Raw genomic sequence first — 21,253 nt, 5'->3', positions numbered from 1 at the left:
CACCCCGCCACCCGCGGGGCGCCGGGCAGAAACGATCCACCCCCACCCCCCCCATCCGCCCCGCTCCTGCTCTTTTGCACGACATCCCCGCCGGTCAGGCGGCGAAGGAGATGGTTCATGTGTCCGCTGCGCCCGTGCTGGCGTTGCGAGGGGTCTCGAAGCGGTTCGGCGCCGTTCAGGCCCTGACCGACGTAGAGCTCGAAATCCACTCCGGTGAGGTGGTCGCCCTGGTGGGCGACAACGGCGCCGGCAAGTCCACGCTGGTCAAGACGATCGCCGGCGTGCACCCCATCGATGACGGCGTCATCGAGTGGGAAGGCCGTCCGGTCTCGATCAACAAGCCCCACGACGCCCAGAGCCTCGGCATCGCGACGGTCTACCAGGACCTCGCGCTGTGCGACAACATCGACGTCGTCGGCAACCTCTTCCTCGGCCGCGAGCTCAAGCGCTTCGGCGTCCTCGACGAGGTGGAGATGGAGCGCCGCGCCCGCGAGCTCCTGACCACCCTGTCGATCCGGATCCCCAGTGTCCGGATCCCCATAGCCTCGCTCTCCGGCGGGCAGCGCCAGACCGTGGCGATCGCCCGCTCGATGCTGGGCGAGCCCCGGCTCGTCATCCTCGACGAGCCCACCGCCGCCCTCGGCGTCGAGCAGACCGCCCAGGTCCTGGACCTGGTGGAGCGGCTGCGCGAACGCGGCCACGCCGTCATCCTCATCAGCCACAACATGGCCGATGTGAAGGCCGTCGCCGACAAGGTGGCGGTCCTGCGGCTGGGCCGCAACAACGGCGTCTTCAGCGTCGCCGACACCTCGCAGGAAGAGATCATCTCCGCCATCACCGGGGCCACGGACAACGCCGTGACCCGCCGGGCGGCCCGCACCGGGGAGGCCCGCAAGTGAGCACCCACAACCCCGCCGCCGATCCGCTGGACAAGGGCCCGGAGCGGCACGCCGATCCGGTCAACCCCTCCGCCGCGGCGGACGCCATCCCCGCCGTGGACCCCCGCCTGCTCGTGCGCGAGCGGGGCCTCTCCGGCTACCTGAACGAGTTCGGCCGCAAGATGAAGGCCGGTGACCTGGGATCCATCCCGGTCGTCCTCGGCCTGATCGTCATCTGGAGCATCTTCCAGAGCCTGAACTCGAACTTCCTCTCCCCGGAGAACCTCACCAACATCGCGATCACGATGGTCGCCACCGGCATGATGGCCGTCGGCATCATCTTCGTGCTGCTGCTCGGCGAGATCGACCTCTCGGTCGGCTCCGTCAGCGGTGTCTCGGGCGCGATCGTGGCGGTCCTCGCCGTCACCCATGGCGTCAACGAGTGGGTGGCGATCCTGGCCGCCATCGCGGGCGGCGCCCTGATCGGCGCGATCCACGGCTTCTTCTTCGCCAAGATCGGCGCCCCGGCCTTCGCCGTCACCCTGTCGGGCCTGCTGTTCTGGTCCGGCGCCATGCTCCAGATCCTGGGCAGCAACGGCACCGTCAACCTCGACTCCGAGGGCGTGGTCGGCAAGCTCACCACGTACTACTTCTCGGACGTGGCCGCCGGGTACGGGCTCGCGGCGATCGCGGTGGCGGCGTACTTCCTCGCCACCTTCTTCGACAACCGCCGCCGCGAGGCCGCCGGGGTCCCCTCGCGGCCGCTCACCGAGATCCTGCTGCGCACGGGCGTGCTCGCGGTCTTCACCTTCGGGCCGGCCGTGGTGTTCAACCAGTACAAGGGCCTGCCGCTCGCGGTGGTGCTCTTCGTGCTGGCGCTGGTCGGCACGGACTTCCTGCTGCGCCGCACCTCCTTCGGACGCAAGGTCTTCGCGCTCGGCGGCAGTGTCGAGGCCTCCCGCCGCGCGGGCATCAACGTGGCCGGGATCCGTATCGCGGTCTTCGCCATCGCGGGCACCTTCGCGGCGGTCGGCGGGCTCTTCTGGGCCTCCAAGATCGCGGCGGCCAACCAGAGCGCCGGCGCCGGCGACCTGCTGATGAACGTCATCGCGGCGGCCGTCATCGGCGGCACCAGCCTCTTCGGCGGCCGGGGCCGGACCTGGAACGCCCTCCTCGGCGTCATGGTCATCACCTCCATCCAGTACGGTCTGGCCCTGGAGGGCATCGCGACGCCGATCCAGTACATGATCACCGGCGCGGTCCTGCTGGCCACCGTCGTCATCGACTCGGTCACCCGCAAGACCCAGAAGACGGCCGGACGCGCCTGACCGCGGGCCCTGCGGGGCCCCGCGGGACGGTAAGACCCGTCACAGTGCCCGGTGCCACCGCGTGTGGTACCGGGCACCTGTGCGTGTGTCGATCCGTACAACTGTGCGGGTATGAGCCCATTTGGGGGGTGTGATTCCCCGGCGGCGTGTACAGGTATGACAAAGGTGTGTCCCTCGCGGTACCGCCCGATGACGGCCTCCGCGAGCGGAACATTAGACTCGACAGACCGGCAAGCAACTGCAAGGAGGCACGGGTGCTGCTGCCCCGCATCAAGGGACCGCGCGATCTGGACCGGCTCAGCAGGGAGGAGCTCGACCAGCTCGCCGCCGAGATCAGGTCCTTCCTCGTCGACGCCGTCTCCAAGACCGGCGGGCACCTCGGCCCCAACCTCGGCGTGGTCGAACTGACGATCGCCCTGCACCGGGTCTTCGAGTCGCCCAGGGACAAGGTCCTCTTCGACACCGGCCACCAGGCCTACGTCCACAAGCTGCTCACCGGCCGCCAGGACTTCGGCGGTCTGCGCACCAAGGGCGGCCTCTCCGGCTACCCCTCGCGCGCCGAGTCCGAGCACGACGTGATCGAGAACTCCCACGCCTCCACGGTGCTCGGCTGGGCCGACGGCTTCGCCAAGGCCAACGAGGTGCTCGGCCGCGAGGACCACCACGTCGCCGCCGTCATCGGCGACGGCGCGCTGACCGGCGGCATGGCCTGGGAGGCGCTGAACAACATCGCCGCCGCCAAGGACCGCCCGCTCGTCATCGTCGTCAACGACAACGAGCGCTCGTACGGCCCCACCATCGGCGGCCTCGCGAACCACCTCGCCACCCTGCGCACCACCGACGGCTACGAGCGCTTCCTCGCCCGCGGCAAGGACCTCCTGGAGCGCACCCCGGTCGTCGGGAAGCCGCTGTACGAGACCCTGCACGGCGCGAAGAAGGGCCTGAAGGACTTCATCGCCCCGCAGGGCATGTTCGAGGACCTGGGCCTGAAGTACATCGGCCCCATCGACGGCCACGACATCGAGGCCCTGGAATCCGCCTTCCAGCGCGCCAAGCGCTTCAGCGGCCCGGTCATCGTGCACTGCCTCACCCAGAAGGGCCGCGGCTACACCCCGGCCCTGGAGCACGAGGCGGACCGTTTCCACGCGGTCGGCGTCATCCACCCGGACACCGGCCTGCCGGTCAAGACCGCCGCCGCGAGCTGGACCTCCGTCTTCGCCGACGAGATGGTCAAGCTCGGCCACGACCGCCCGGACATCGTCGGCATCACCGCCGCCATGCTCCACCCGGTCGGCCTCAACAAGTTCGCCGAGGCCTTCCCGGACCGCATCTTCGACGTGGGCATCGCCGAGCAGCACGGCGCGACCTCCGCGGCGGGCCTCGCCAGCGGCGGCGTCCACCCCGTGTTCGCCGTCTACGCGACCTTCCTCAACCGCGCCTTCGACCAGGTCCTGATGGACGTCGCCCTGCACAAGTGCGGGGTCACCTTCGTCCTGGACCGGGCCGGCGTCACCGGTGACGACGGCGCCTCCCACAACGGCATGTGGGACATGTCCATCCTCCAGGTCGTCCCGGGCCTGCGGCTCGCCGCTCCGCGCGACGCCGAGCAGCTGCGCGCCCAGCTGCGCGAGGCCGTCGAGGTCAAGGACGCCCCGACCGTCGTGCGCTACTCCAAGGGCGTGGTCGGCCCGGCCGTCCCGGCCGTCGGCCGGATCGGCGGCATGGACCTGCTGCGCACTCCGGCCCCGGAGGTCACCCGGCCGGACGTACTCCTCGTGTCGGTGGGCGCGCTCGCCCCGATGTGCCTGGAGATCGCCGATCTGCTCGACAAGCAGGGCATCACCACGACCGTGGTCGACCCCCGCTGGGTCAAGCCGGTGGACGAGGCCCTGGCCCCGCTCGCCGAGCGCCACCGGGTCGTCGTCACCGTCGAGGACAACGGCCGCACCGGCGGGGTCGGCTCCGCCGTCGCGCAGGCCCTGCGGGACGCGGGCGTCGACGTACCGCTGCGCGACTTCGGGATCCCGCAGCGGTTCCTGGACCACGCGCTGCGCAAGGAGATCATGGCCGAGATCGGCCTGACCGCCCCGGACATCGCCCGTCAGGTCACCGGTCTGGTGGCCAAGCTGGACGGGCGCTACGACAGCGAGCCGGCCGCCACGGTCGACTAGACGGCGGCCTCCGCGCGGTTGCACGTCGCGGGCCGGGAGATCACCCTTGAGGGGGTGGGCCTCCCGGCCCGTTCGTGTGCCTCGTCACCTGCCGGAGGTGCGTCGGTGAGCAAGGACCTGAACAGCGTCTTCCGCACCAAGACGGTGGAGCAGTCCATCCGCGACACGGAGGAGCCGGAACACGCGCTCCGCAAGTCCCTCTCCGCCTGGGACCTCACGGTCTTCGGGGTGGGCGTCATCATCGGCACCGGCATCTTCGTCCTCACGGGCATCGCGGCCCGCAACAACGCCGGACCCGCCACCGCCCTGGCCTTCGTGGCGGCGGGCATCGTCTGCGCCCTCGCCGCTCTCTGTTACGCCGAGTTCGCCTCCACCGTGCCGGTGGCCGGATCCGCGTACACGTTCTCGTACGCCTCGATCGGTGAGCTGCCCGCCTGGATCATCGGCTGGGACCTGGTGCTGGAGTTCGCGCTCGGCACCGCCGTCGTGGCGGTCGGCTGGTCCGGCTACGTGCGTCACCTCATGCACACCAACCTCGGCTGGGACCTGCCCACGGCGCTGTCGGGGCCCGACGCGGGAGGCACCTTCGACCTGCTGGCCTTCCTGCTGATCGTGGTGCTGACCGCGATCCTGGTCGTCGGGACGAAGCTCTCGGCGCGGATCACGGGCGTCGTGGTCGCGATCAAGGTCGCCGTGGTGCTGCTGGTCATCATCGCGGGCCTGTTCTTCATCAAGGCCGACAACTACTCGCCGTTCATCCCGCCGGCCCAACCACAGGAGGCGGGCGGCGACCTGCACGCGCCGCTGGTCCAGCTGCTGTTCGGTTACGCGCCCACCAACTTCGGCGTGATGGGCATCTTCACGGCGGCCTCCCTCATCTTCTTCGCCTTCATCGGCTTCGACGTCGTGGCCACCGCGGCCGAGGAGACCAGGAACCCGCAGCGGGACATGCCGCGCGGCATCCTCGGCTCGCTGCTCATCTGCACCTTCCTGTACGTCGCCGTGACGCTGGTGGTGACCGGGATGCAGAAGTACTCGGAGATGTCTCCGACGGCGCCCCTGGCCGAAGCCTTCAAGTCGGTGAACCAGCCGTTCTTCTCCGGTGCCATCAGCCTCGGGGCGGCCGTCGGCCTGATCACCGTGAGCATGATCCTGCTGCTCGGCCAGACCCGGGTGTTCTTCGCGATGAGCCGTGACGGGCTGCTGCCGCGGGTCTTCTCCGTCACCCACCCCAAGTACCGCACGCCCTACCGGGCGACCCTCCTGCTCGGCGGCGTCATCGCCGTCGTCGCGGGGTTCACCAGCCTGGAGAAGCTCGCGGAACTGGTGAACATCGGCACGCTGTTCGCGTTCGTGCTCGTCGCCCTCGGCGTGATCATCCTGCGCCGGACCCGCCCCGACCTGCACCGGGCGTTCCGCACCCCGTGGGTGCCGGTGATCCCGATCCTGTCGATCGCGGCCTCGCTCTGGCTGATGCTCAACCTGCCGGCCGAGACGTGGATCCGGTTCGGCGTCTGGATGGCCATCGGCCTCATCGTCTACTTCGTCTACGGACGCGGCCACAGCAGGCTCGGCCGCGGCGAGTTCGTCCGCGAGGACGGCAAGGGTTAGGGCGGCTCTTCCATTCCGGTTCAGCCCGCGGACGGCGAGGGCGAGGCCTTCGGTCCCTTCGGGGCCTTGCCCGCACCGCCCTTGGCGGGGGAGTCCTTCGCCGCGGCGGGGACCTTCTGGTCGGTGCGCAGCGCCTCCCACAGCAGGGAGGCCTGCTCCTGCGCGACGACGACCCGGTTGGGGTCGACCTTGTCGTAGGCCACCGGCAGCATGATGGTCTCCATCGTGGACGGGTCCACGCCCTTGACGCTCCGCGCGAAGTCGGACAGCGCGGTGAGCGAGGCGAGGTCGGAGTCGGTGGTCAGCGACTTGGTGCCGGCGTCCGCGAGCTTGTACAGCCGCGCCGGGTTGCCGAAGGCGTCCTGCTTCTTGATCTCGGACAGCATCGCGAGCATGAACTGCTGCTGGAGGCCTATGCGCCCGAGGTCGCTGCCGTCGCCGTAGCCGTAGCGGGTCCGGACGAACTTCAGCGAGTCCGTGCCGTTCAGCCGGTGCGTGCCCGCGTCCAGTTTCAGGCCGCCCTTGGCGCCGCTCATCGGCTGGTCGAGGGTGACGGTGACCCCCCCGAGCGCGTCCACCAGCCCCTTGAACCCGGCGAAGTCCACCTCCACGAAGTGGTCCACGCGGATCCCAGAGAGCTGCTCCACCGTCTTGACCACGCAGGCCGGACCGGCCACGGAGTACACGGAGTTGAACATGACCCGGTTGGCCGGGGGCACCGTCTTGCCGTCGCCGTCCTTGCACTCGGGCCGGGAGATCAGGGTGTCGCGCGGGATGCTCACCGCGGTGGCCCTGGCCCGGCCCTCGGGTATGTGCACCAGCATCGCGGTGTCGGAGCGGGCCCCGCTGACGTCGCCGTGGTCGAGTTCGCCGTTGGCGCCGGCGCGCGAGTCGGAGCCGAGCACCAGGATGTTCTGCGCGTTCTCGACCACCTTCGGCGGCCGGTTGTCGGTACCGATCGCCTGGTCCAGGTCGACGCTGGCGATGTTCCCGTTGAGGTGGCTGTAGACCCACCAGCCGGAGCCGGCCGCGCCGAGGACCAGGACGGCCGCCGTCCAGCCCAGCCCGCGCCGGATCCTGCTCGCGCGGGAACGGGGCGGACGCCCGGGGGGCGCCTGGCCCTCGGCCGGGCTCGTCGTCGCGGTGGTGTCTGAAGTCATGCCCGGGGACCGGCCTTCCGAAGGGGAAGCGGGGAATCTCGCGGGCTACAAGATAAGCGCACGATCACGCCAGAAACCCTCCGGGGTATCCTGATTCTGTTCGAACGGTGAAAGCGGAAGGGTTGCTTGCGGTCCATGGCGACGCGATCCAGGCGCAATTCGTCCCCGAACACCCGCCGCGCCACCGCCCCGGCCGGGCCCGCGCGCGACTGGACGACGGTGGCCCTCGGCCCCGTACGCGGCCGCTGGCTGCTCGCCGGCAAGGACGGACGGCTCACCGCCTACGCGCGCACCGAGGGCGGCCTGCTGCGCTGGACCGAGCGCGCCCCCGGCGGACCCGAGTGGAGCGGCCCCGACCTCTTCCCCGCCGAGGAACTGACCGACCTCGCGGTGGGCCAGGGACCGGACGGGTACGCGCACTTCGTGGGCCGGCGCCGCCGCCGCACCGGGGACACCGAGACCGTCACCTACCACCACGCCGTGCAGTACCAGAGCGGGCGCCCCATGGGCCCCTGGGACTCCCTCGGCACCCTGTACCACAAGCCCGAGATGTCCCACCGGGGCGGACCGCCGGCCCTCGCGGTGGACGCCCAGGGCGCACCCCACGTCTTCGTGCGCAACGCCGGGCGCGGGGTCCACGTACGGCGACAGGACAAGAAGGGCAACTGGGGCGCGTGGGACGACCTGCGCGGCAGCAAGACCTTCGAGGGGGCCTGCGCGGCCTCCACCGCCGAGGGGCGCGTCTGGTTCGCCGCCCCGGGCGAGAAGGGCCTGTCGCTGTGGGCCCAGAGCGCGCCCGGCGGTCCCCTGAAGAAGGGCGCCGACCTGCCGTACCTGGCCCAGGACGGCTCGCTCTGCGCGCTGGAGACCGCCCCGGGCCGGCTCACCCACTTCTGGCACGCGGCCGACGGCAGCGGGGTGTTCGCCCACCGCGAGGGCGCCGGGGTGCTGGCCCTCGGCGGCGGTCCGGCCTACGGGGCGCTCGCCGCCGCCCGCGCGCTGGTCGACGGTTACGACTGCACCGTGCTGGCCTTCCGTGCGGTGGGCGGCCGGACCGCGCTCGCCGCCTATCCGACCGAGCACGAGGCCGCCGGGCTGTGGTGGACGGAGATCGGCGAGGAGTGCCTGGAGTCCCCGGCGCTGGCCGTCGACGCGCGCGGACTGGTCGTCATCGCCTCGATCAGCGCCCGGGGCGAGCTGCTGGTCAACCGGCAGAAGGACGGCTCAAGCCTCTCGCTGGGCCGCTGGCAGCGGTTCTGACGGCCGCCGGCCGCGCCGGGGCTGGGGCGGGATCAGGGTCAGGCCGTGCCGGTCCACCGCCAGGGCGGAGATCCGCCGCAGGAAGTCCACCGAGCGCTCCGCGGTGTCCGGGGTGATCCAGGCGTCGTCCATCTCGCACAGCTCCACCCGTACCGGCGCACCGCGCAGCACGATCGGCAGCGTGTAGGCGATGGTGGACGCGAAGGTGAGCACCGAGCGGCCGATGGGCTCGGTCAGCGCGGTCAGCTCCAGGGGCAGTTCGGGGTGGACGACCTCCATGCCCGTCGCCGCCGCGATCCGCGCCAGCTTGGCCGCGCTCTCGCGGCGGTGCGCCAGGTAGCGGCCGGCCGCGCGGGACCGGGCGATCCAGCCGACGGCGTCGACGTACCGGTCCTCGTCGACGACCCCGGTCTCCACGAGGGAGCTGCCCGCCAGGTCGGCGCCGTCGCGGACCCGGACCGGGCCGAAGGTGGCCCGGCTCCAGGCGTACTCGTTGGGCCGGACCTCGGTGCCGGGCGGCGCGGCGACCGGCATGCAGGTGAAGAAGACGGCGCGGTCCAGGCCGTCGCGGGCCAGCCAGCGGTTGACGGGGCCGCCCTTCGCGGACGCCTTGACCTCGCCCTGGTGCCAGCGGGTCAGCTGCTGCCCGTCGGTGAGCAGGCTGACCAGCTCGGTGGTGGCGGTGCCGTCGTCCACGACGACCACCTCACGGGCCTTGGAGCGGGGCAGCAGCAGCTGGATGGTGCGGGAGAACAGGTCCCCGATGACGAGCCGGTCGGCGGCTCCCACCGCCCGCCCCAGGCGCATCAGCTCACCCGCGCGTCCCAGGTAGCCCGCGCGCACCTCGTAGCGGCGCCACACCACCTGGGAGCGGGAGGCGAACCGGCACAGCCGGCGGACCTGTTCGCGCGAGCGCGGGTCCACCGGCTGGAGCACGGCGATGGTCAGGGACGCGGCCTCGCCCGGGTGGACGTGGGCCCACTCCAGGACGTTCAGCAGTTGAGCCGGGCTCTCCACCAGGGCGAGGGTCTCGCTCATGCCGAGGCCGTCACGCCCTCGGCGGCGAGGGCGCCCTGGACGCGGCGGAGCTTCCGCATCGGCGCGAGCTCGGACTCGTACACGCGCTTGACGCCGTCGCCGAGCGCGGTCTCGATGGTGCGGATGTCGCGCACGAGGCGGGTGAGGCCACCGGGTTCGACGGAGGCGGCCTGGTCGGAGCCCCACATGGCCCGGTCGAGGGTGATGTGCCGCTCGACGGCGCAGGCACCCATGGCGACGGCGGCCACCGTGGTCTGCAGGCCCGTCTCGTGGCCGGAGTACCCGATCGGCACGTTCGGGTAGGCCGCCTCCAGGCTCTGGATGACGCGCAGGTTCAGCTCCTCGGCCTTCGCCGGGTAGGTGGACGTGGCGTGCAGCAGGACGATGTTCTCGCTGCCCAGCACCTCCACCGCGTGCCGGATCTGCCGCGGGGTGGACATGCCGGTGGACAGGATGACCGTCTTGCCGGTGGCGCGCAGGGCGCGCAGCAGTTCGTCGTCGGTCAGCGAGGCGGAGGCCACCTTGTGGGCCGGGACGTCGAACTTCTCCAGGAAGGCGACGGCCTCGGTGTCCCAGGGGGAGGCGAACCAGGCGATGCCGCGCTCCGCGCAGTGCGCGTCGATGGCCCGGTACTCGTCCTCGCCGAACTCCACGCGGTGGCGGTAGTCGATGTACGTCATCCGGCCCCAGGGGGTGTCGCGCTCGATGTCCCACTGGTCGCGGGGCGTGCATATCTCGGGCGTGCGCTTCTGGAACTTCACCGCGTCACAGCCCGCGTCGGCGGCGGCGTCGATCAGCGCCAGGGCGTTGGCGAGCTCGCCGTTGTGGTTGATCCCGATCTCGCCGATCACATAGGCGGGCCGGCCGGCGCCGACCTCCTTGTTCCCGATCCGGCGGATACGGCTGCTGTGCACCACTGTTCAGAGTTCCTTTCCGATGTACTGCGAGGGGTGTGGGGGCTGCGGGGACGCCTGCGCGTCCAGCAGCGGGGCCAGGGCGCGGGCCCGGGCCAGGTCGCCGGGCTCGTCGATCTCCACGGCCCGCTCCGGGGCGGTGGGGACGAGCTGGGTCCGGCCGAAGAAGCGGTGGCCGTGGCGGCGGAAGCCGTCGGCGCGCATGGCGTAGACGGCGCCGGACTCCAGGTATTCCGGCGTACGGTCCTGGCGGCGCTGGCGGACGGCGCTGTCGTGGTTGACGCCGCTCGCGCGGTGGCCGGGTACGGCGCCGGGCGCGGCGGTCCACAGGAAGCCGTGGAAGGGCACGGCGGTGAAGGCGGAGTCGGCGCCGTCGCGGACCACGGCCAGGACGGTCTCGTCGACCTCCTCGGCGGTGACGAAGGGGCTGGTGCACTGGACGAAGACCAGGACGTCCACCGGCTCCCCGTGCCGCTCCTCCAGCCGGTCCAGCGCGTGCAGCAGCGCCGACTCGCTGGAGGCCCGGTCGGTGCCCAGCTCGGCGGGGCGCTCGACCACCTCCGCGCCGGCCGCGCGGGCGGCCCGGGCGATCGCCTCGTCGTCGGTGGACACCGCGACCCGGGTCACGTGGGCGGCGCCGAGGCAGGCGCGCACGGCGCGGGCGACCAGGGGCATCCCGCCGACCTCGGCGACGTTCTTGCCCGGGATGCCCTTGGAGCCGCCCCGGGCGGGTATGACGGCGGTGACGTTCACAGGGCTCTCTCCCACGCTGCTGGATCGGTGTACGGCACGGTGCGCGGGGCGGTCACACGCCGCCCCACTGCTGGATCTTCGGGGCCACGCGCTGGACCCCGAACCGGTAGGCGACCTTCAGCACGCGGCGGGACGTGCGCCGCATCGGTCCGGCGCCGCGGGCTCCCCCGCCCGCGCCGGGGGAGCCGTCCGGATTCAGGCCCCGGCGGCGCAGCAGCGTACCGACGTATTCGGGTGCGCTGTCGGCGGTGTAGTACGGGGATATCGGCGGCAGCGGTCGGCCCGTCAATTCCCGGATACGGGTGCGGAGTTCTTCGAAGGGGTCGGCGCAGCGGATTCCCTGGTCGGCGGTCCAGGATTCGTGCGCGAGGGGGGCCGCGCCCTCGTCTATGGCGGACCAGTCGGTGACGCAGCCGGAACCGGTGAAATAGTGGTTGCCGTGGATCTCCCGTATCCCGAGATCGCTCAGGATCGCGGTGGGCATTCCCCGGTGCATCGATTCGAGCGCGGCCGTGGAACTGACCGTCGCCAACAGGTCGGTGCGGTCCAGGGTTTCCGACATGTTGCCGTACACGAAATGCAGATTGGGCGGGAGCGGCTCTTCGAGTTCCTCCGCCAGCACCTGGTAGTGGTACGCCTCGATGTGGGTGGTGGCCTCACCGGGCCTGCTGCGGAGTTTGACGAGCACGTCGCGGCCCGGGCGCAGCCGCGCGTGGGATATCGCGCGGCGCAGCAGGTAAAGGCGTCCCGTGCGGTCGGCGGGCACCGAGGGCTGGACGGCGAAACAGACCGTATAGGGGTGCCGGGCGTGCGTGCGGTTCGGGTCGTACGGCCTTTGGTCGAGGAAAGGCAGGGCGGTCTGGACGATGCACGAGCCCGGAATTCCGAGGGGCTCGTAGATCTCGCGGAACCGGCGCCGGTCGAAAGGGCTGTTGGCGAGGACGATGTCGGCGCCCGCCCGCAGCAAGAGCCCGTCGGCCATCTTCTCGTAGACGACGCCGACGTATCCGGTCATCAGGACCGGCCGGCGGGCGGCCCCGCGGAACCGGTGGGCCAGCGCGTGCAGGGCGGCGTGCGTGGAGCCGCCGACGGTGCCCAGGATGACGAGGTCGGCCCCGTCCAGCTCGGGCGCCGCCGCGAACTCGGGGAGGGTGGCCTCGGTGATGGAGGCGGGGGTGATGCCGACCTCGGCCAGCTGGCGCGCCGTGGGGGTGCTCCTGCCGCGCAGCATGTGGGCGTGCACCTCGCTGCCCGGCGCCAGGCCCACCGCCAGCCCCGCGCCCCATTTCCAGCGGGTGTCGGAGTCTGCGAGCACGTGGATGCGCACTGGTGATTCCCGGGTCGATGGGCGAGGTCCGACTGGCGTCGTCAGGGCCGCGGCCGAGTGCGGGCAGGGACGGATTGCCGCGCGGCCCGTTAGACCTTACATGCTCACCTCAGCCTTACGTGTCACGAAAAGGCCTCGACCGGCAGGGGAGTTGTACGTCACACCGGGGCGGTCGTTCAGGGCCTTCGGGGGGTTCTGTCATGATGGCCGACGTGTTACCTGATCGTAGGATCGGGGAGTGCGCCGGGCGGATCGTCCGGGCCGCATCCGGGGGAAGTGAGTGAGGAATGTGAGCGGGGTGAGTGCTTTCCATGGTGACCCTTTCGGTAATCGTTGCCATGTGTGACGTGCGGGACTACTGTCGGACCGCCCTCAAATCCCTGGCGCTCAATGCCCGGGAGGATTTCGAGTTCATCATCGTGGACGACGGATCCATTGACGGGACGTCAGAGATACTCCAGGAAATGGTGCCCACCATTCCCGGCGCCGTACTGATCCGCAATCAGCGCAACCTGGGGATATCGGCCACCCGCAATATCGGCCTCTCGGCGGCGCGGGGACGCTTCTTCACCTTCCTCGACGGCGACGACTGGTACGCCCCCGGATATCTCGCGCAACTGGTCGGCTGGATGAGCCAGTCCGGCGTCGACTTCCTGCGGACGGGACACGTCCGGGTGTACGGGCGCAAGCGCAAGATAGTCATGGCGCCGCTCGCCCCCAGGGCCCTCCCGCTCGACCCCGTCGACTACATCGGCCCGGTGGACGCCTCGACCTTCATGGACTACCCGCAGTCCTGGGCCGGCATCTACGACCGCGAGCGCCTCCTGGAGGCGGGCGCGCTGTTCTTCGACGAGACCCTGCGCACCGCCGAGGACCGGCCCTGGTTCTACAAGCTGCACCTGCGCACCCGCTCCTTCGGGGTGGTCGACCTGCACGGCATCTTCTACCGCCGTGATGTGTCCACTTCGCTCACCAAGGTGCCCGACGAGCGCCAGCTCGACTTCCTTCCCGCCTTCCGGCTGATTTTCGACGAGCTGTCCCGTCACCCCCGCGGATATGAACTCTCGTTCAAGGCGATGCGAACTCTCTGTGCGCTCATCGTCATTCACCTGGACCGCGCCGAGTCGTACGAGGAACTCACCCGGGGTCTGCTGCTGGAACGGAGCGCGCAGATCCTGAAGGACCTCCCCCAGGACATCCTGGAGGGGACGTTGGCAGGAATGGACTCCGCACGCGTGAACAAGCTCAGAGCGCTGATGTCCCGGCACCAGGGCGCCGCCGCCCGATGACCCGGATATTCGCCGCCTCCACCCTCTACGGCGCCATGACGGTCGCCGCCGCCATCGAAGCGGGCCAGCTCGGCCAGGACGACCGCGAGCGCGTCCTGCTCGTGTGCAACAACGTCGACATCCCCGAAGTCGCCACCCCGCTGCACCACATGCCCGGCGCCGCCCCCGTCCTCGCCCGCTTCCACCGGGTCGTCTACTGGAACGACCTCATCTACCCCTTCCACCCCGCGCTCTGGTCCCCGCGCGACGAGGACGCCCCGCTGTGGCGCACGGTGATGGCGGAGAAGATGGGCATCCGGTCGGGCCCCCTCGAACTCGTCGTCGAGTCGATCCAGGTCAAACCCGCCCAGACCCTCTGCAAGATCTTCTCGGACGCCACCCTCGCCGTCTACGCCGACGGCGTCATGAGCTACGGCCCGACCCGCAACGACCTGCCCCGCTCCCTGCACGGCCGGATCACCCAGGTCCTCTACCTCGACCTCGTCCCGACCCTGCTGCCCATGCTGCTGACCGAGTACGGGATCCCCTCGCAGCCCGTGCACACCGGAGCCGTCCTCAAGCTGCTGGACGAGGTCACCCGCGCGTGCGCGCCCCTCCTGGACCGGGTGGTCCCGGCCCCGCTGGCCCGCCTCGGCCCGCAGACCGCCGTCCTGCTCGGCCAGTACCTCTCCCCGCTCGGCATCCTCACCGAGCAGGAGGAGGAGGAACTGCACCTGCGCATGTTCCAGAACGCGCTCCGCCTCGGCCACACCTCCATCGTCTTCAAACCGCACCCCAGCGCCCCCTCCAGCCTCGCCGACACCCTCGGCGAGGCGGCCCGGGAGGCGGGCGTGCCCTTCCTCGTCCTGGACGTGCCCGTCCTCGCCGAGACGCTCTTCGCGTACCTGCGCCCCCGCCAGGTCATCGGCTGCTTCTCCACCGGCCTGTTCACCGCCCGCGTGCTCTACGGCATCCCCGTCGCCCAGATCGGCGCCCTGGAGGTGATCCGGCGGATGCGGCCCTACGCCAACAGCAACCGCATCCCCGCCACCCTCACCCACGCGCTGCTCCCCGACCTGGAGGCCCCCTCCGCCGCCGGCCCCGCCGACCGGGTGCTGGACACCGAGTACATCCGCACCGAGGTCACCCCGTACGTCCAGGCCGTCGCCTACTGCATGCAGTCCAAGCGGTACGCGTTCCTGCGCCCGGTCGCCGAGGCGTACGTGGCCGCAGCCGTCGACCAGTGGGAGGGCCGCCCGGAACTGTCGATGCACTTCAACGAGCGCACCCGGACCCGGCTGGACCTGCCCGGGCCGCGCACCTGGAAGTGGCGCCCGGGCAAGGGCTGGACCTTCCGCGCCACCGGCGAGCGCACCGAGCCGGACGACGTGCCGTTCACCGACATCACGCTCAGCGGGTTCGCCTCCCTCGTCGAGGCCAAGGACGACCGGGGGATCCTGGAGGTGGGCGCGCGGCTGCTCGCCGAGCACGAGAACCTCGACCTGCTCATCGGCATGGCCCAGGCCCACATCCGCCGCAAGGAGACCGACCAGGCCAGGCGCCGCATCCAGCGCGCCGTCGAGATCTCCGCGGACAGCGGGCGCGCGCTGGTCTGGCTGCGGATCGCCGAGACCGCGGCGAAACTCGGCAAACACGGCGACGACCTGCGCCGCCAGGCCGGACAGCGGGCGCTGAGCATCAACCCCGAATCGCCCGCCGCCCAGCGCCTCGTCAAGAGCGGCCGCCTCGGCCGCAGATAGCGGGGTCGCCCGGCGGGTACGCGAACGGCCCGTCCGCACCGGAGTGCGGACGGGCCGTCGTGGTGACGCCGTGGGTTACGCCGGGACGCTGGCGACGCCCTGGGCGAGGAAGCGCTTGCCGTTCACCCGCTCCGAGACGCCCTCACGGTCCAGGTACGGCGTGATGCCGCCCAGGTGGAAGGGCCAGCCCGCACCGGTGATGAGGCAGAGGTCGATGTCCTGGGCCTCGGCCACGACACCCTCCTCCAGCATCAGGCCGATCTCCTGCGCCACCGCGTCCAGGACGCGGTCGCGGACCTGCTCCTCGGTCAGCACCGAGTCGCCCTGCACCAGCAGCGCGGCGACCTCGGGGTCCAGCTCCGGCCGGCCCGAGTCGTACTTGTAGAAGCCGCGCTTGCCGGCCTTGACGACCGCGGCGAGGTTCGGGGAGACGGTGAAGCGCTCCGGGAAGGCGCGGTTCAGGGTCTCGGAGACGTGCAGACCGATCGCCGGGCCGACGAGCTCCAGCAGCACCAGCGGGGACATCGGCAGGCCGAGCGGCTCGATGGCCTTCTCGGCGGTGGCCACCGGGGTGCCCTCGTCGATGACGTTCTGGATCTCGCCCATGAAGCGGGTCAGGATGCGGTTCACGACGAACGCCGGGGCGTCCTTGGTGAGGACCGCGGTCTTCTTCAGCTTCTTGGCGACACCGAAGGCCGTGGCCAGCGAGGCGTCGTCGGTCTGCTCACCGCGGACGATCTCCAGCAGCGGGAGGATCGCGACCGGGTTGAAGAAGTGGAAGCCGACCACGCGCTCCGGGTGCTGGAGCTTGGAGGCCATCTCCGACACCGACAGCGAGGAGGTGTTGGTGGCGAGGATCGCGTGCGCCGGGGCGACCGCCTCGACCTCCGCGAACACCTTCTGCTTGACGGACATCTCCTCGAACACGGCCTCGATGATGAAGTCCGCGTCCGCGAAGCCCTCGGCCTTGTCCAGGACGCCGGTCACCAGGGCGGTCAGGCGGTTGGCCTTGTCCTGGTTGATGCGGCCCTTGCCGAGCAGCTTCTGGATCTCGGCGTGGACGTAGCCCACACCCTTGTCCACGCGCTCCTGGTCGATGTCGGTGAGGACCACCGGCACCTCCAGGCGGCGCAGGAACAGCAGCGCCAGCTGCGAGGCCATCAGGCCCGCGCCGACGACGCCGACCTTGGTGACCGGACGGGCCAGCGACTTGTCCGGGGCGCCGGCCGGGCGCTTGGCGCGCTTCTGCACCAGGTTGAAGGCGTAGATGCCCGAGCGCAGCTCGCCGCCCATGATGAGGTCGGCCAGGGCCTGGTCCTCGGCGTCGAAGCCGGCCTGGAGGTCGCCGTCCTTGGCCGCGGCGATGATGTCCAGCGCGCGGTAGGCGGCCGGAGCGGCGCCGTGCACCTTGGAGTCCGCGATGAAGCGGCCCTTGGCGACGGCCGCGTCCCAGGCGTCACCGCGCTCGACATCGGCGCGCACGACCTCGGTCTCGCCGTTGAGGACCCGGGCGGTCCACAGCAGCGACTGCTCCAGGAAGTCCGCGCCCTCAAACAGCGCGTCGGCGATGCCCAGTTCGAAGACCTGCTTGCCCTTGAGCTGGCGGTTCTGGTTCAGCGAGTTCTCGATGATGACCGAGACCGCGCGCTCCGCGCCGATCAGGTTCGGCAGCAGGGCGCAGCCGCCCCAGCCGGGCACCAGACCGAGGAAGACCTCGGGCAGGGAGAAGGCCGGGATGGCCTTGGAGACGGTGCGGTAGGTGCAGTGCAGACCGACCTCGACACCGCCGCCCATCGCCGCGCCGTTGTAGTACGCGAAGGTGGGGACGGCCAGCGCCGAGAGGCGCTTGAAGACGTCGTGGCCGCCCTTGCCGATGGCGAGCGCCTCGTCGTGCTTCTTCAGCAGCTCGACGCCCTTGAGGTCGGCGCCGACCGCGAAGATGAACGGCTTGCCGGTGATGCCCGCGCCGACGATGGAGCCGGCGGTGGCCTCCTGCTCGACCTGGTCGATCGCCGCGTTCAGGTTGGCGAGGGACTGCGGGCCGAAGGTGGTCGGCTTGGTGTGGTCCAGGCCGTTGTCCAGCGTGACGAGCGCGAAGCGCCCGGCGCCGAACGGCAGGTCCAGGTGGCGGACGTGCGCCTGCGTGACGACCTCGTCCGGGAACAGCTCGGCCGCGCCCTTCAGGAGCTCAGCGGTGGTGCTCACTTGGAGTCTCCCTCGGCGTTGAAGTTCGGGTTCTCCCAGATGACCGTGGCGCCCATGCCGAAGCCGACGCACATGGTGGTCAGGCCGTAGCGGACGTGCGGCTGCTCCTCGAACTGGCGGGCCAGCTGCGTCATCAGGCGCACGCCGGAGGAAGCCAGCGGGTGACCGAAGGCGATGGCGCCGCCGTACTGGTTCACGCGGGCGTCGTCGTCGGCGATGCCGTAGTGCTCCAGGAAGGCGAGCACCTGGACCGCGAAGGCCTCGTTGATCTCGAAGAGACCGATGTCGTCGATGGTCAGGCCGGCCTGCGCCAGGGCCTTCTCGGTCGCCGGGATCGGGCCGTAGCCCATGACCTCCGGCTCGACACCCGCGAAGGAGTACGCGACCAGGCGCATCTTGACCGGGAGGTTGTTCTCCCGGGCGAAGTCCTCGGAGGCGATGATCGCGGCGGTGGCGCCGTCGTTGAGACCGGCGGCGTTGCCCGCGGTGACCCGGCCGTGCGTACGGAACGGGGTCTTCAGGCCGGCCAGGTTCTCCAGCGTGGTGCCCGGGCGCATCGGCTCGTCGGAGGTGACCAGGCCCCAGCCCGTCTCGCCCGCGGCCTCGTTGGTGTTGCGCACCGAGATCGGCACCAGGTCCTGCTGGATCTTGCCGTCGGCGTACGCCTTGGCGGCCTTCTCCTGCGAGCGCACGGCGTACTCGTCGGCGCGGAGCTTGGTGATCGCCGGGTACCGGTCGTGCAGGTTCTCGGCGGTCATGCCCATGAACAGGGCGGACTCGTCGACCAGCTTCTCGGAGACGAAGCGCGGGTTCGGGTCGACGCCCTCGCCCATGGGGTGGCGGCCCATGTGCTCGACACCGCCGGCGAGGGCGACGTCGTACGCACCGAAGGCCACGCCGCCCGCGACGGCGGTGACGGCGGTCAGCGCGCCGGCGCACATGCGGTCGATCGAGTAGCCCGGGACGGACTGCGGGAGGCCCGCGAGGATGCCGGCGGTACGGCCCAGCGTCAGGCCCTGGTCGCCGATCTGGGTGGTCGCGGCGATGGCAACCTCGTCGATCTTCGCGGGGTCCAGGTCCGGGTTGCGGCGCAGCAGCTCCCGGATCGCCTTCACGACGAGGTCGTCGGCGCGGGTCTCGTGGTAGATGCCCTTCGGGCCCGCCTTGCCGAACGGGGTGCGGACGCCGTCGACGAAGACGACGTCCCTGACGGTACGAGGCACGTTGGCTCTCCTCCAGGTGCGGGTGTGCACTGCTGCGCGGGGGCGTCCATCACTGAGCGCCCGCTCACCCCGCCATGCTACTTGCGAGTAACTGGTGTGCACACCCCCTCACGGAGGAGCGGTGAACGTCACACTCCGGCGGCCCCGGGCACCGGCCCGGCGGCCGGGCCGCCCGAGGTCACCCCGGCCATCGCCGCGGCCATCGGCGCCGAGGAGCGCACGGTGTCCCGGACGAACGCACCCCGGCCCACCCCCAGCCCCCGCAGGGCGGCCCCGTGGTCGGCGGCCACCACGACGGCCGCCCCCAGCAGCAGCACCCGCCACCCGGCGGTCACCAGCCGCCGGACGGGCCAGGGGAGCGGCGCCAGGCCCTCGGCCAGCCGCCGGCAGTGGAACGGCACGTGCCGCTCCTCGTCCGCCAGGATCCGCCCCGCCACCTCCGAGACCAGCGGATCGGCCGTGCCGTCGCGCACCGCCCGGTAGTACCGCAGCGCCACCACCTCCGCGACCATCAGCACCAACAGCTCCACCCGCAGCCCCAGCAGCCGGCGCAGCCGGACGAAGGCCGCGTCGCTCCAGTGCCCCGGCAGCGTCCCGGCGCCCCCCGCCGCCAGCAGCAGCGCCAGCAGCCGGGCGTGGTTCTGCTCCTCGGCGACGAACATCCGGATCGCCGCCGAGTACGCCGCCCCGCCCGCGCGGTCCGCCTTGCCGATCAGCGCCGAGCCGTCCCCGTCCTCGCCGACCTGGAACTTCTGCAGGCTGCGCACGAGCGCCGCCGGCAACCGCACGCCCCGCTCCCAGTCGGGGTCGCCGAGGTCCGCCCGGTACGCCCGGGCGGCCTCGAAGTCGCGGACCCAGGCCTCGTATCGGTCCGCGTACCCGTTCTCGCGCTTGCTTTTGAACATGCTCAACATGCTCAAGAACCTAGCGAGTATTGAGCGTGTTCAAAAGGGTGCGCGTGTCATGGCCGCGTAACAGAAAACCCCCGGCCGGCGGCCGGGGGTCTCTGATGTCGTCGGATGCGGTCAGGCGGTCGCGGCCAGGGCCGTGACCAGCGCGGCGGTGACCTGCTCGATCTGCCACGGGCGGGCGCCGTACCCCGCGAGGGCCTCGGCCACCGTGCCGGCGTCGAGGCGCTGCGGGGGCTCCCAGCACAGCCGGCGCACGGTGTCCGGGGTGATCAGGTTCTCCTGGGGCAGGTTCAGCCCCTCCGCCAGCTCCGAGACGGCGCTGCGGGCCGCCGACAGCCGGGCGGCCGCGGCCGGGTCCTTGTCCGCCCAGGAACGCGGCGGCGGCGGGCCGGAGGGGGTAGCCCCCGGCTGCGGCAGCTCGTTCTCGGGCAGGGCCTTCGCCCGGTCCACGGCGGCCATCCACTGGTCCAGCTGACGCCGCCCCATGCGCTGCCCGTAGCCGGGCAGGGCGGAGAGGGCGTGCACGTTCGCGGGGAGGGCCAGGGCCGCCTCCACGATCGCCGCGTCGCCGAGCACCTTGCCGGGGGACACGTCCCGCCGCTGGGCGATCCGGTCACGGGACTCCCACAGCTCCCGCACGACGGCCATCTGGCGGCGCCGGCGCACCTTGTGCATGCCGGACGTACGGCGCCACGGGTCCTTGCGCGGCGGCGCGGGCGGGGCGGCGGCGATGGCGTCGAACTCCTGGCGGGCCCATTCCAGCTTGCCCTGCCGGTCGAGTTCCTTCTCCAGCGCGTCCCGCAGGTCCACCAGCAGCTCCACGTCGAGCGCGGCGTAGCGCAGCCACGGCTCGGGCAGCGGCCGGGTGGACCAGTCGACGGCGGAGTGCCCCTTCTCCAGTACGTAGCCCAGCACGCTCTCGACCATCGCCCCGAGGCCGACCCGGGGGAAGCCGGCCAGCCGTCCGGCCAGCTCGGTGTCGAAGAGGGAGGTGGGCGCCATGCCTATGTCGCGCAGGCACGGCAGGTCCTGGGTGGCGGCGTGCAGGATCCACTCGGTGCCGGACAGGGCCTCTCCCAGCGAGGAGAGGTCCGGGCAGCCGACCGGGTCGATCAGCGCGGAGCCGGCTCCCTCCCGGCGCAGCTGCACCAGGTAGGCGCGCTGTCCGTAGCGGTATCCGGAGGCGCGCTCGGCGTCTACGGCCACCGGTCCGGTGCCCGCGGCGAAGGCCGCGACGACCTGGGCCAGCGCCTCCGCGTCGGCCACGACCGGGGGGATCCCCTCACGGGGTTCTAGCAACGGTACGGGCAGCCCATCGGACGAAACCTCGTCGTCCGGGGGGCCGCCCCCGGTGGTGGTGCGCAGGCCTGCTGCGGTCTCTTGGGCGTCGGTCACCGGTCAAGGGTATCCGTGGAAGCGGCGCGCCCGTCGCCGGAACGTTCCGTC

At 71.4% G+C, this 21,253-nt stretch carries 15 protein-coding genes and 1 pseudogene; 7 read left to right on the top strand and 9 right to left on the bottom strand.

Annotated elements, in window-relative coordinates; translation table 11 throughout:
* Positions 1-110 precede the first annotated feature (110 nt).
* The 4 genes from ACZ6ZT_RS12355 to ACZ6ZT_RS12340 all read left to right on the top strand — a co-directional run bounded on the left by ACZ6ZT_RS12355 (position 111) and on the right by ACZ6ZT_RS12340 (position 5,988).
* A complete protein-coding gene (locus tag ACZ6ZT_RS12355) occupies positions 111-899 on the top strand; it encodes an ATP-binding cassette domain-containing protein (RefSeq protein WP_469718505.1) in 789 nt (262 codons plus the stop codon).
* A 26-nt stretch (positions 900-925) separates the two neighbouring features.
* On the top strand, positions 926-2,206 hold the full coding sequence (locus tag ACZ6ZT_RS12350) for a sugar ABC transporter permease (protein ID WP_469719065.1): 1,281 nt from the start codon (positions 926-928) through the stop codon (positions 2,204-2,206).
* Positions 2,207-2,460: 254 nt separating this feature from the next.
* Positions 2,461-4,377 carry a 1-deoxy-D-xylulose-5-phosphate synthase gene (gene dxs, locus ACZ6ZT_RS12345; RefSeq protein WP_469718501.1) on the top strand — a complete coding sequence of 639 codons (1,917 nt, stop codon included), beginning with the start codon at positions 2,461-2,463 and terminating at the stop codon, positions 4,375-4,377.
* Positions 4,378-4,482: 105 nt separating this feature from the next.
* Positions 4,483-5,988, top strand: coding sequence for an amino acid permease (locus ACZ6ZT_RS12340; protein ID WP_469718498.1), 1,506 nt, complete (start codon positions 4,483-4,485; stop codon positions 5,986-5,988).
* 20 nt (positions 5,989-6,008) lie between these two features.
* Here ACZ6ZT_RS12340 and ACZ6ZT_RS12335 read toward each other — a convergent pair whose 3' ends face one another.
* Positions 6,009-7,148: an LCP family protein gene (locus ACZ6ZT_RS12335; protein WP_469718494.1), complete on the bottom strand. Its 1,140-nt coding sequence runs from the start codon at positions 7,146-7,148 to the stop codon at positions 6,009-6,011.
* A 135-nt stretch (positions 7,149-7,283) separates the two neighbouring features.
* Between ACZ6ZT_RS12335 and ACZ6ZT_RS12330 the strand changes: the two genes are divergently transcribed.
* A complete protein-coding gene (locus ACZ6ZT_RS12330) occupies positions 7,284-8,408 on the top strand; it encodes a PLL family lectin (RefSeq protein WP_469718491.1) in 1,125 nt (374 codons plus the stop codon).
* Here ACZ6ZT_RS12330 and ACZ6ZT_RS12325 read toward each other — a convergent pair.
* From ACZ6ZT_RS12325 to ACZ6ZT_RS12310, 4 genes and pseudogenes are all read right to left on the bottom strand, one after another.
* Complete coding sequence (locus ACZ6ZT_RS12325) at positions 8,373-9,446, bottom strand: hypothetical protein (RefSeq protein WP_469718487.1); 1,074 nt, start codon at positions 9,444-9,446, stop codon at positions 8,373-8,375. The genes ACZ6ZT_RS12330 and ACZ6ZT_RS12325 overlap by 36 nt on opposite strands.
* Positions 9,443-10,360, bottom strand: a complete 918-nt coding sequence (locus ACZ6ZT_RS12320; protein WP_469718484.1) for an N-acetylneuraminate synthase family protein — start codon at positions 10,358-10,360, stop codon at positions 9,443-9,445. Before ACZ6ZT_RS12320 ends, ACZ6ZT_RS12325 begins: the two co-directional genes overlap by 4 nt.
* A 33-nt stretch (positions 10,361-10,393) precedes the next feature.
* Positions 10,394-11,128, bottom strand: a pseudogene (locus ACZ6ZT_RS12315) (acylneuraminate cytidylyltransferase family protein); the annotation flags it as partial.
* Between the two features lie 37 nt (positions 11,129-11,165).
* Positions 11,166-12,440, bottom strand: coding sequence for a DUF6716 putative glycosyltransferase (locus ACZ6ZT_RS12310; protein ID WP_469718482.1), 1,275 nt, complete (start codon positions 12,438-12,440; stop codon positions 11,166-11,168).
* A gap of 311 nt (positions 12,441-12,751) precedes the next feature.
* Here ACZ6ZT_RS12310 and ACZ6ZT_RS12305 point away from each other — a divergent pair, with 311 nt between their 5' ends.
* Complete coding sequence (locus ACZ6ZT_RS12305) at positions 12,752-13,729, top strand: glycosyltransferase family 2 protein (RefSeq protein ID WP_469719063.1); 978 nt, start codon at positions 12,752-12,754, stop codon at positions 13,727-13,729.
* A complete protein-coding gene (locus ACZ6ZT_RS12300) occupies positions 13,726-15,468 on the top strand; it encodes a polysialyltransferase family glycosyltransferase (protein ID WP_469718480.1) in 1,743 nt (580 codons plus the stop codon). Before ACZ6ZT_RS12305 ends, ACZ6ZT_RS12300 begins: the two co-directional genes overlap by 4 nt.
* A 75-nt stretch (positions 15,469-15,543) precedes the next feature.
* Here the strand turns inward: ACZ6ZT_RS12300 and ACZ6ZT_RS12295 are convergent, their stop codons facing one another.
* From ACZ6ZT_RS12295 to ACZ6ZT_RS12280, 4 genes are all read right to left on the bottom strand, one after another.
* The gene (locus ACZ6ZT_RS12295) at positions 15,544-17,673 is read right to left on the bottom strand and encodes a 3-hydroxyacyl-CoA dehydrogenase NAD-binding domain-containing protein (protein WP_469718476.1); all 2,130 of its coding nucleotides are present in this window, start codon (positions 17,671-17,673) and stop codon (positions 15,544-15,546) included.
* A complete protein-coding gene (locus ACZ6ZT_RS12290) occupies positions 17,670-18,896 on the bottom strand; it encodes a thiolase family protein (protein ID WP_469718472.1) in 1,227 nt (408 codons plus the stop codon). Before ACZ6ZT_RS12290 ends, ACZ6ZT_RS12295 begins: the two co-directional genes overlap by 4 nt.
* A gap of 128 nt (positions 18,897-19,024) precedes the next feature.
* On the bottom strand, positions 19,025-19,801 hold the full coding sequence (locus ACZ6ZT_RS12285) for a hypothetical protein (RefSeq protein WP_469718467.1): 777 nt from the start codon (positions 19,799-19,801) through the stop codon (positions 19,025-19,027).
* A 120-nt stretch (positions 19,802-19,921) separates the two neighbouring features.
* Entirely contained in the window at positions 19,922-21,202 is a 1,281-nt protein-coding gene (locus ACZ6ZT_RS12280) for an HRDC domain-containing protein (RefSeq protein WP_469718463.1), read from the bottom strand.
* Between the last annotated feature and the right edge of the window lie 51 nt (positions 21,203-21,253).

This window comes from Streptomyces sp. NPDC102258 (assembly GCF_055584685.1).
Note: the sequence above shows the minus strand (reverse complement) of the source record. Positions and strands in the feature narration are given on the sequence as shown.